Source organism: Bacillus sp. AP8 (genome assembly GCF_000321185.1).
Taxonomy (GTDB): Bacteria; Bacillota; Bacilli; order Bacillales; family DSM-1321; genus Bacillus_AD; species Bacillus_AD massilioanorexius.
Genome location: NZ_CAPG01000003.1, coordinates 24,510 through 35,833, shown reverse-complemented (window position 1 = coordinate 35,833; position 11,324 = coordinate 24,510). Strand labels below are relative to the sequence as shown.

Sequence of the window (11,324 nt, the reverse complement as noted above, 5' to 3'; positions counted from 1 at the left end):
GTATTTCGTTTCTAACGAGTAAAATAAAAATTGGGGGAAATTTATTTTACTCGCACAAATGACAAGTGTTTATATTCCGAAATATTTACAAAGGTTTGTACTCATTTCACTATTTATTTCTGAATGACTTATTAACCTAAACGAAACTCAATACCATAGCTACCTACTGGATAATCCCATTTTGAAACAACTTTTCCTTTACTTAAAACACGGCATGTTCCACATTCTAAACAGCCAGCATAATCAAAAGTTAAGGTTCCATTATCGTCCAACTTATATAATCCAGCTGGACATGCTTTCACTAATTTCATCATCTCTGCTTTATTTTTAAAATTATGATTTATTTCAATATGCGCATTTTCCTCATCAACATGAAACTTATTAACGGCCAATTTTTCTTCAATGCTCATATAATGACTCATAGTGCTCTCACCCCTTTAAAACCATCTTTTAGAATGGTCATAAGCCCAATTTTTTTTGCAGGACTCATCGCTTTCGAGAGTAAAGTTCTTGGTTCACTTCCATCAACAATAAACATATCTGCCATAATATCATCGAGCATTTCTGGATATTCGTTAAAAATACGATGATTTTCCATAAAAGCAGGAAATTTACTAAACTGTTTAAGATCTTTCATAACAAAACTTTTTTCTAAGGCTGTTTGATAGGCTGATAGTGTTTTAGTGCTAAAATCATTGCATTCTTTCGCCATTAAAATAGTTTCAGCTGCTATTTTTCCAGATTCTATAGCCAAATCCATCCCTCTAACCATGTAGCCAATATTAATGACTAAATTTGCTGCATCACCAACAACGACTACACCATCCTTATATAAAGTAGGGATCATATTGTAGCCAGCTTCTGGAACTAAGTGTCCTGAATACTCAATGATTTTTCCATCTTTAATCAATGGTTTAATAACTGGATGCTGTTTAAAATCCTCAATCATTTCAGGAATACTCTTCTCGGAATGATCAATATCACCAACCGTTGTGACAATTCCTAATGAAATACTATCTTTATTGGTATATAAAAATCCGCCACCAATGTTACCTGCACTACAAGACCCCGCAAATAACCAAGCTAAACCTTCATCCTCTGTAAGATTAAAACGATCTTGAATAACCTGTTCATCTAATTGGATAACTTCTTTTGCACCTACTGCTACTTCATGGGGCTGTAATTCCTTTTTCATGCCCAACTTTTGTGACAATAATGAATTAACACCATCTGCCAATACGACTACATCTGCTTCCATCTCATCTTCTCCGGCAATAACACCGCAGACTTTACCATCTCGAACAATTAAATCATCTACTCGAATGTCATAAATGAACATGGCTCCTTCATTTTCAGCTTCTTCAGCTAACCAACGATCGAATTTTCCTCTTAAAACAACATAGGAATCTTTTCCTTGTTTACCTAATTTCCCACTACTATAATCCATAGTTACTGCACTTTCGTCCGTTAACATACTAATACGTTCTTTTGTCACTTTTCTCTCTATTGGGGCATTTTCAGCGAAATTTGGAATGATTTTCTCTAAACTATGACTGTAGAGTCTTCCACCTGTCATATTTTTCGATCCACTAAAGCTGCCTCGTTCAATTACAACAACTTCCCGACCAGCTTTTGCTAGAATGTAAGCTGTAATAGATCCAGCTAGACCGCCACCGACGATAATAGCATCAAATTTGTCTTCACTCATCTGACTCACCACGCTATTTTCAAAATATCAATCTAGTTTTTAGCTAATTTAATTAATTCAGGTACTACTTTATAAATATCTCCGACAATTCCATAGTCTGCATAATTGAAAATAGGAGCATTTTTATCTTTATTAACCGCTATAATCGTTTTCGCTCCATTTACTCCAACCATATGTTGAACTTGTCCTGAAATTCCTAAAGCAAAATAAATATCCGGTTTAATCATCGCTCCTGATACACCAATATATCTTCCAGTTGCCATCCAGTTTTCTCCTTCGGCAATTGGACGAGTACATCCAACTTCAGCTCCTACAGTAGAAGCTAATTCTTCAATCATAGCTAAATCCTCTTGTTTCGCTAGCCCACGACCAACTGAAACGACACGTTTTGCCACACCTAAATCAACGCTCTCTCCTTCTTTTGGCCGGACCTCAACACAAGTTACTTTATTTTCTACGGTTACATTGTCAACAGTAAGAAATTCCCCAACAGTTTCAGCATGACTAACTTCAAAAACGCCAGAACCTACTAAAGAAATCACTATGTCTGTAACAGGCTTTTCAGTTCGAACAGCTGATCCACCAAAAACTAAACGTTGTATTGTTAAGTTAGCTTCATTTTCGATTTCAAAAGCTACTGCATCAGGCACTACTCCTGCACTTAAAATGATTCCTAATCTTCCAGCAATCAACTTTCCACTTTTAGTAGCTTTCATTAAAACTAAATTTGGTTTTTCATTACGAATAATGTCCGCAATCGCTATCGTATAATCTTCAATAATTGCCGAACTAACTTTTTCACCTAACCAATATGTTTTAGCACCATAGCTACAAATACGTTCTGCTTCTTCTTTAGATCCAATTGCAATTGCAACTGTTTGGACTCCTAATAGATTTGCACCTGCACATAACTCAGAATAAGATGTTAGATCTTCACTGAAAACCAATACTTTATTTAATAAGCTCATGTCATTTCCCCCTAACAATTACAATACTTTTCTTATATTTTTGAACAATTCCGCAACGGAATCAGCATCATCACCTTCGATAATGACATGCTGACGATCCACTTGTTTTGGTGCTAATGTACTTACAGTTTCAACATATTTACTTGTAGCATCTAAATTCAGATCTTCTAGTTGCCATTTTGTACTAGGTTTTTTACCTGCTCCTAAAATATCCTTCATACTTGGAACACGAGTTACATTAATATCAGTCGTTACTGAAAGAACAGCTGGTAAAGTCACTTCCAATACCTCTACTTCATTTTCTAAAGTTCTTTCTACAATTACTTTATCTCCAGCAGGAGTGATTTTACTTATTCCATTTAAAGTTGTCATGCTCAACATTTCACCTAATTGGACACCAACTTGTTGAGCGTAAACATCAGAAGAACCTTCACCACAAAGAATTAAATCAACATGATCCATTTTCTTTACAGCCGCCGCCAATGTTTTAGCTGTTAAATATGTATCAGCCTTTTCAAAACTATCATCACTTACTAAATAAAGTTCTTGAGGTCCACGTGATAAAATAGCTTTCTTTAGTTTTGTATTTTCAACTTGACTCGTTCCAACTGTTAATGCAGATATTTTTCCGCCTTCGCTTTCAACAAGTTGAACTCCTGCTTCGACAGCATTTAAATCATACTGTCCAATCTTCAATTCAGCTTTATCAAAAGATAAAGTTTGGTCGTCTAACACTTTGATATCCTGTTCTTCTGGAACAATTTTATAGCATACTACTACATCCATATTTTCCACTCCATTCTTTAAACTTTTTCTTAAAAACCCATGACAAAAACGTGTAATGGACCTCAGTCAATGAAGATTTTTCTATAAGTGCAAATACTTTTGCCCCTCACTTATATAAAAAGCAAATAGCGTGCCAAGAAGATACTTTCTTTTTAAAAAAATTTATAAAAATAATCTAGAAAGAAATTTTTGAGAAAGCTAGCACAGTAGAGGTAAATAAATGTTAACCATGAGGCAAGTTTATAGTAGGGATACTAGTTCCGATTTCAAAGGAAACCATCTATTATCTAAAAAAATACGTTTAACACGAAGTATTTTGTACTATGTACATTTCACTTTGTATCACTCACAATGAAACAAATGTGTAACATGTAGAGCAACTTGTTCAAAAAAAAGTGTAACTTTATAAATAAAGTTACACTTTTTTTCGATTATTTATTAACAGCAAATGTTTTCATTTCGATTTGGTATTTTTCTAACTTGCGATATAAAGTATTTCGAGCCATTCCTAATTCTTTGGCCACTTGAGAAATATTCCCACGATGTTTTTCTAAGCATTTACAAATTCTCTCTCTTTCTGTACTCGGAGGTTCAACTTGACAGCTCGGTAGCACATCTTTACTCCCTATTTGTTCTTTAATGTAATCAGGCAACAAATCTATTGTAATAGGTTCGCCTATTGATAATATGAGAATTTTTTCTATAATATTTTTCAATTCACGGACATTCCCCGGCCAATCATAATGTCGTAATGCATCGATCACTTCCTCAGATAAAAGTTGATGAGGAATTTTCAGCTGTTCCGATAAATTCCCATTAAAATATTCTGCTAGTAATGCAATGTCACAACCTCTATCTTTTAATAATGGCAGTTGAATCTCGATAACACTCAAGCGATAATATAAATCAGATCGAAAAGCTCCCTCTTGAATCACCTTTCTCATATTCTGATTAGTAGCCGCAATAATTCGGACATCACATTTTTGGCTTTTATTAGAGCCAATTCGTGTAATCGTTTGCTCTTGAATAACTCGTAATAAACTTACCTGCATATCAAGGGGCATTTCACCGATTTCATCTAAAAATAAAGTACCTTCATGGGCATATTCAAATTTCCCAATTGCACCGCCTGCTTTTGCTCCAGTAAACGCTCCACTTTCATAGCCAAATAATTCACTAGCAAATAATTCTTTCGGTATCGCACCACAATTTATCGCAACGAACTTTCCTTTTCTACCACTTAAGCGATGAATTGCCTTAGCTACAACTTCTTTACCTGTACCTGTTTCACCTAGAAGCAAGACATTTGTATTATATGTAGCTACTTTTTTTACAATTTTATCAACATTTGTCCACGCAGGACTTTTTCCAATATAATCTACAAATTGCTCGTTATTTCTTGCAACAGGCTCTGATTTTTTTTCTTCTGTCATTGAAGGTATTTCAAACACTAATACATTATGAATTAGACTATTTGGAAGTTGTATTTTTTTATTATATTGTAAGAGAAGTCTATTATTTTTAAGCGTTTTTGAACGCTTGAATCCTATTGTTAATTGATTAGATAGATTATTTTGTCCATCTAGTAAATACGATAAATCCTTTCTATCCATTAAATAGTCCCCAAAAGATTGTGTTCCGTAAGCCCATTCATCATATTGAGAAACAATGTTCCTTCCAACCTTATTTGTTATTAAAACTCTTCCACTATCATCTAAGACCACAATTGCTTGATTGCTTTTCTCAATGAGCCTTTCAAATCGTTTTGCTATTAACATAAGCTTCATATTTTTATTATCTTTTTGTAAAAAATCAGAAATGATTTCAGCAGCTTCTACACAACAATCCAATGCATAATCAGGAAGGGAAACAAAAGGATTTGTTATCGTTAAAACGCCAATCATTTCTCCATTCACTTGTATAGGAGCACTTACACCAGAATATCCTTGGGCAACCATTCGATAATTTTCATAACCCTCTGCTCTATATGGCTTCTTTTCTATTAATGATATAGTAACTGAACCACTTCCTGTTACCGCTTCATCTACATACGTTCCAAAGGTTCGGGGATAAAGCTCTAACGGTGTTAATAGTTCAAAAATAAATCCATTCTGATCACAAATCGTAATATTACTATTAAACATTGCAAGTAAATATCCTAATACCGGATTTGCCATTTTCAAAAAGTATTCATATTCAGTTCTCTTCTGTTTAAGTAGATCCTTCGAAGGCTTTGGAAAACTAACAGACCATGGATCTAATCCACTTTCCTTACATCTTACCCATGATCGTGCAATTTCTGGCCTAATTTTATCTTTTAGAAGTGTTCCTTGACCAACAAATGTCTTCCACGCTGATAAAACTTCTTCTGAATTATACTCCATCACTACATCTCCTCTTTCATTAAGAGATTCGAATTAATAATTTTTCCGCTTATTTTGCCCAGCGATACCTAACGCTTTTCTATATTTTGCTACCGTTCTACGAGAAATAGTAATTCCTTTTCTATTAAGAATTTCTGTTATTTCAAGATCACTTAAAGGCTGTAACGTATTTTCTTCGTGAATCATTTTTTGAATCATTAACTTTACTTGTGTAGCAGTTGTATTTTCCTCTGACTTTTTCGTAACATTTGAATTGAAAAAATATTTCAAAGGAAACATTCCCCATGGCGTTTGTATGTACTTTCCTTGTACCGCTCTACTTATCGTTGAGACATGTACTTCCAATGCATCTGCTGCTTGCTGCATCATTAAAGGCTTTAGTTCAGATGGACCACATTCAAAAAATGAATATTGTTCATTAAGAAGGAAAAAGGCTAATTTTTTTAGGGTTTCATAACGCATTTCTAAACATTTCATTAAGTTTCTCGCTTCATTATGTTTACCACGAATATAATCTTTCTCACCAATTTTTATTTCTTTATTATGTAACAAATGCAAATATTGTTGATTAATATTAACAACTTGTCTAGTATCGTTATTAACAATAATGGTGAACTCAGATCCACTTTTCCTTACTAAAACATCTGGAATAATGTAGTTAGTAATCATACTTTTTTCAAACATATTTCCTGGTCTTGGATTCAAAGTACGTATATAATCTAGAATTCTCTGAAGCTCATCTTTTTTTAATCCATATTTTTTAGACAGTTTAGACATTCTTTTATCCGCTAAATCTTCTAAGTCATTTTGTATGATCTCGATTACGATATGATAATTTGGAACAAAAGCATCGATTTGTAAAATGAGGCATTCCTCGATATTTTTTGCACCGACTCCAAGTGGAGAAAAAGATTGAATCGTTTTTAATAATCGTTGTACTACAGGAAGACTCTCACTAAATTGAAAGGCAATTTCTCGTAAATCTCCAACGAAATAACCATCATCATTAATGTTTCCAATAATCTCCTCACCAATAACCTCTTCTTCATGTGAAAGATTGCACATTAATAATTGCAAATGAAGAAAGCCGTGTAGAGTTTCACTCTCATGCACATTTCCTTGATAACCTTCTCCTGCTGCTAAATTTTCCATCAAATTATTTTTTTTCTGATTACTAGTAGACCTTAAAAATTCCGTTCCTTCATTTTCGACTGCGTTTTTTTTAGATTCTGATAAATCTAATTCTATTAAAGGATTGTCTAAAATGATATTCTCTAAAAATTCATCCATTTCGGTTACAGGTAAAGCTAATACTTGCAATCCTTGAATAGCTTTCGGACATACTTTTTGCTGTTGTTTCGGCGTCAAAAGCAATTGATTTGCCATGTTTACCTCCCACTTCGAACATGTGATTCATTCGATTAGATTCAATACTGAAAAAAATAATAACCAAATGGAATACAACTTGTACATCTCACAAAAATAAAATTCATACTGGCGAAAAGTAAATTTTTCTAAAAAATACGGTCTGAATGAACAAACTGTTACTCTATTGTGACATATTGTTCAATTACATAAACATATTTTTCAGATATTATCTGATATAAATCTAATAAAATTTAATATACAAAATGAATATCCTATTACTTATTTCCCATTATATATCTCCTTTTCATTATTGCTATCAAAAATATACTATTTCACAAAAATGTTTAAAAGTCATTTTTCATATAAACCATCCTCAAATTCATCTGTATCTTTCATCGCAACCATTTAATATCCCATCCACCCAATATAGTTTGGCACGTCATTTGCTTATTATTTATTGTGATGAAAGATATACCCTCATCATAAATAAAGTTATACGAAATGAACGAGAGTATATTCTTTCGTAGAACAAAAAGCAAGGAGGAAATTCAATGAAAAGTACAGAAATCCCAGTTTTCGGAAACCTTAGAAATCTAAAAGTCATAAATGCTGCTTCTGTTATTGCAGGGCCATTCATTTGTGGTCTATTTGCTGAACAAGGTGCAAATGTGATTCAACTTGAAAGCGTTCTAGCAGATGACATGTTCCGAAATTTCGGTGATGCATGGTCAGTTGAAAGAAGAAATCAACGTATGGCTTCTTTAAACATTCCAACTCCAGAAGGAAAAGAAATACTACTACGAATGGTTAAGTGGGCTGACGTCATCGTCGAATCTTCTAAAGGAGGCACCTGGGAAAAATGGGGAATTACAGATGAACTATTATGGGAAGCAAATCCTGCACTAGTTATTGTACATATTTCCGGTTTTGGTCTAACAGGTGACCCAGATTATATATCTCGTCCTTCATTTGATAGTATTGGACAAGCCTTTAGTGGATTTATGAGCATAAATGGTATGCCAGATCCAAATCCACCATACGTAACAAAACCTTTTACTGGCGATTTTATTACTGGATTATTTGGTGCGTGGGCTACATTGGCAGCCGTTATTCATGCAAAAGAAACAGGAAAAGGCGAAAGTATTGATGTTGCGCAATTTGAAGCAATGGCTAGATTACAAGGAAATTATCTATCTGATGGGTTAAACAAAGGCATTCAATATCCAAGAATGGGTAATTTAGATGTCCTTGGTGCATGTAATGGTACTGAAAGATGTAAAGATGGCTGGGTATTTATTGCTGTTGGAGGGGCAGGACCTGTAAGTAAATTAATTAAACTATTAGGTTTTGAAGATGATCCAGACTTCCAAGGAACAATACAAGGAATTTATCGACAAGATAAAGAAAGAGCTGCTAAGTTCGTACCAGCATTAGAAGCATTTTGTGCAGCCAGAACAGTCGATGAAGTCGATAAAATCATGGCTGAATTAAAAGTTCCTTGTAGTAAGATTATGACTTATGAAATGATGCTTGAACACCCTCACTATCAAGCTCGTGAAACGATTACCGAATGGTACGACGAAGTAACAGATCGAGTTATCAAGGGGATTAACATGATACCTAAATTTAAAAATAATCCTGGTCAAATATTCCGTAGCGGTACGAAATATGGAGTAGATACTGAAGACGTTATGCATGAATTTGGTTATTCTGACGCTGAAATTGAAGCATTTTACGAAAAAGGCATTATAAAAAAAGCAAAATAGTCTCATAACACTATTTATTCTAATAAAGCTTCTCATTTTATTTATATATATATCAAGTAGTCTAAACATATTTTAAGGAGTGTATGATGATGCATTATAGTTGGAAAATATTAATCGCATGTATAGGATTTTATGCAGTCACTACCGGTGTATTATGTAATACAGCTGGTATATTCTTAACTCCAGTAATGGATGAAATGGGTTGGAGTAGAACTGATGCTTCTATGTATCTCACAATCTTTCCTTTAGTAGCAGCCGTATTACAACCTATCGTTGGTAAGGTTTTTCAAAAATCTAATCCTAAAATAATCTTAACTATTTCTGTACTAGTCTTTGGATTAGCTTATATGGCTACTTCTCAAGCACAAACTGTTCTAGCTTGGAACTTATTCGGTGTAGTATACGGGATTACAGCCGCTTTCTTTATGTATATTCCAGTTCCTTGGTTGATTAATAATTGGTTTACAAAAAAAGCTGGGTTCGCTTTAGGTATCTCAGGTGCAGCATTAAGTCTTATTGCAGCATTTGCAAGTCCTATAGGAAATGCTCTTATTGCTGAATATGGCTGGAGACCTACACGATTAATTTTTGGAATTGTTGTTCTAGTTATCGCTGTTCCATTAACTCTAATTTTTGTTAAAAAATCTCCTGCTGAAATCGGACTAAAACCTTATGGATATGAAGAAAATAATAAATCAAATACACAAGAAGCAGAAACTACAGGACTTACACTTGGTAGAGCAATAAAAACACCTGCATTTTATTTAATTTTACTTTTGGCCGGAATCTTCTGTCTATGCGCTTCATTCTTTCAACAAATACCAAGCTTTGCAGCCACTGGTGAGCTAGGAGCTGCTGCAGGAGCAATGGCTGTCTCTATTATAATGGTTGGTGGTATACTTGGAAAAATCATTTTAGGATGGATTAATGATACATTTAACACTCTAGTAATGAGTGTAGTCAGCGCTCTTTGCGGTGCTATTGGTATTGCATTAGCCTTTTTCGCAGGTAGCAATGTTATGATATTCTACATCGGTATGGCAATCTTCGGTGGCGGATACTCTGGACTAACATTAGTTTGTCCAATGGTTACAAAAGGAGCTTTTGGTGCAAAAGATTATAGCCAAATCTATTCATATATTACAACTGGTATTTTCTTATTCAGTGCTGCAGCACCATTATTATATGCTCGTATTTATGATTCAACTCAATCTTTTGATCTTAGTTTCATCATCGTAATTGTTGCCTATATTGTAGCAGCAATCCTTGTTCCAATTATTTTATCTATGGGTAAAAAATTGCAACAACAAAACTAACATACAAAAAATGAACAATGAATAAACTTAGTTAGTGTAATAATCTGTATAAATCATAAATAAACAGTTTATTAGGCGTATGATTGTTCAAATGTTCACAATTAATAAAAAACCTATTAAATCTTTTTTTAAGTTTTAATAGGTTTTTTATTCTTTATTAAATAGATGCTACTAATTAAACATTAAATTCATATAGCCTGAAATATCACTTTTTATCTCATTTTGTAAAAACTTGATACAACCAAGTGGCACTGGATCTCTATTTTTTATAAAAGCAGTTGTAATGGTCATATATTTTTTATTCTCTTTTTGTGCTACCGCATTAGCCAATAATATGAGCGCTTCCTGACTCATTCCAAAGCCTTCTTGTATCCATAGTTCGTTCTCATAAATCCAAATAAATCCATACGCTATATACTTATTTTGTCGTTTTAAGCTATATATTTTACCTTCTGTCGCTTGAAACATAGCTTTTTGTAGTAACCAATATTCTTTAGTTCTAAGTATATAACTCATTTGCTCGTTCATGTTCATTTCATATAAACGAATAACTTCTTCTAAATTTTTAACTGTCACCTCTTCAACAACTGCATTGATAGCCATTGACTCTACTTCCATTTTCATTACTGAAGTTGTAAATTTTGGTTCATATCCATATTTACGATACAGATTAAAAAGCCACTTCTCTTGAGGAATTAATACGGAAGCAATATCTCCTTTTTCTCTACCTAAATGACAAGCATACTCCAAAATCTTTTCCATATATCCTTTTTTCCGATGATTTGGATGAGTACATACACCAAATAAATAATGAACAGGATAGACAAACTGATTCATTTTTAACTTTAAAGGATACATCTGAAGCATGGCCACAATCTTATCATTCTCCAAATATAAAAGAGTATTTTCTATTTTAAAATACTCTTTAAAAAACCATCTATTAAATAAAGGATCCTCTGGAAAACACATTTCAAATAAGCTTTGAATAACCTTTCGATCTTCTGGTATAGCAAAACGAATAGGCATGA

General features: G+C 33.5%; 9 protein-coding genes. 2 read left to right on the top strand and 7 right to left on the bottom strand.

Features of this window, described 5'->3' with window-relative positions; genetic code table 11:
- Positions 1-131: 131 nt before the first annotated feature.
- From BN349_RS00345 to rpoN, 6 genes are all read right to left on the bottom strand, one after another.
- Positions 132-422: a ferredoxin family protein gene (locus tag BN349_RS00345; RefSeq protein WP_019240271.1), complete on the bottom strand. Its 291-nt coding sequence runs from the start codon at positions 420-422 to the stop codon at positions 132-134.
- A complete protein-coding gene (locus tag BN349_RS00340; RefSeq protein ID WP_019240270.1) occupies positions 419-1,708 on the bottom strand; it encodes an FAD-dependent oxidoreductase in 1,290 nt (429 codons plus the stop codon). Before BN349_RS00340 ends, BN349_RS00345 begins: the two co-directional genes overlap by 4 nt.
- 32 nt (positions 1,709-1,740) lie before the next feature.
- Positions 1,741-2,676 (bottom strand): electron transfer flavoprotein subunit alpha, encoded by a 936-nt coding sequence (locus BN349_RS00335; RefSeq protein ID WP_019240269.1) that lies wholly within the window; start codon positions 2,674-2,676, stop codon positions 1,741-1,743.
- An 18-nt stretch (positions 2,677-2,694) separates the two neighbouring features.
- A complete protein-coding gene (locus BN349_RS00330) occupies positions 2,695-3,462 on the bottom strand; it encodes an electron transfer flavoprotein (protein ID WP_019240268.1) in 768 nt (255 codons plus the stop codon).
- 431 nt (positions 3,463-3,893) lie between these two features.
- Positions 3,894-5,846, bottom strand: a complete 1,953-nt coding sequence (locus BN349_RS00325; protein WP_019240267.1) for a sigma-54 interaction domain-containing protein — start codon at positions 5,844-5,846, stop codon at positions 3,894-3,896.
- Positions 5,847-5,879: 33 nt separating this feature from the next.
- Positions 5,880-7,232 (bottom strand): RNA polymerase factor sigma-54, encoded by a 1,353-nt coding sequence (rpoN, locus tag BN349_RS00320; RefSeq protein WP_019240266.1) that lies wholly within the window; start codon positions 7,230-7,232, stop codon positions 5,880-5,882.
- A gap of 533 nt (positions 7,233-7,765) precedes the next feature.
- Here rpoN and BN349_RS00315 point away from each other — a divergent pair.
- A complete protein-coding gene (locus BN349_RS00315) occupies positions 7,766-8,980 on the top strand; it encodes a CoA transferase (protein ID WP_019240265.1) in 1,215 nt (404 codons plus the stop codon).
- An 89-nt stretch (positions 8,981-9,069) separates the two neighbouring features.
- Complete coding sequence (locus BN349_RS00310) at positions 9,070-10,296, top strand: MFS transporter (RefSeq protein WP_019240264.1); 1,227 nt, start codon at positions 9,070-9,072, stop codon at positions 10,294-10,296.
- Between the two features lie 171 nt (positions 10,297-10,467).
- Here the strand turns inward: BN349_RS00310 and BN349_RS00305 are convergent, their stop codons facing one another.
- On the bottom strand, positions 10,468-11,322 hold the full coding sequence (locus BN349_RS00305; RefSeq protein ID WP_019240263.1) for a GNAT family N-acetyltransferase: 855 nt from the start codon (positions 11,320-11,322) through the stop codon (positions 10,468-10,470).
- Between the last annotated feature and the right edge of the window lie 2 nt (positions 11,323-11,324).

What these genes read in the sequence shown, in the direction of transcription:
- BN349_RS00345 (WP_019240271.1), bottom strand. Translation starts at nt 422, where the DNA reads ATGAGTCATTATATGAGCATTGAAGAAAAATTGGCCGTTAATAAGTTT.
- BN349_RS00340 (WP_019240270.1), bottom strand. Translation starts at nt 1,708, where the DNA reads ATGAGTGAAGACAAATTTGATGCTATTATCGTCGGTGGCGGTCTAGCT.
- BN349_RS00335 (WP_019240269.1), bottom strand. Translation starts at nt 2,676, where the DNA reads ATGAGCTTATTAAATAAAGTATTGGTTTTCAGTGAAGATCTAACATCT.
- BN349_RS00330 (WP_019240268.1), bottom strand. Translation starts at nt 3,462, where the DNA reads ATGGATGTAGTAGTATGCTATAAAATTGTTCCAGAAGAACAGGATATC.
- BN349_RS00325 (WP_019240267.1), bottom strand. Translation starts at nt 5,846, where the DNA reads ATGGAGTATAATTCAGAAGAAGTTTTATCAGCGTGGAAGACATTTGTT.
- rpoN (WP_019240266.1), bottom strand. Translation starts at nt 7,232, where the DNA reads ATGGCAAATCAATTGCTTTTGACGCCGAAACAACAGCAAAAAGTATGT.
- BN349_RS00315 (WP_019240265.1), top strand. Translation starts at nt 7,766, where the DNA reads ATGAAAAGTACAGAAATCCCAGTTTTCGGAAACCTTAGAAATCTAAAA.
- BN349_RS00310 (WP_019240264.1), top strand. Translation starts at nt 9,070, where the DNA reads ATGCATTATAGTTGGAAAATATTAATCGCATGTATAGGATTTTATGCA.
- BN349_RS00305 (WP_019240263.1), bottom strand. Translation starts at nt 11,322, where the DNA reads ATGCCTATTCGTTTTGCTATACCAGAAGATCGAAAGGTTATTCAAAGC.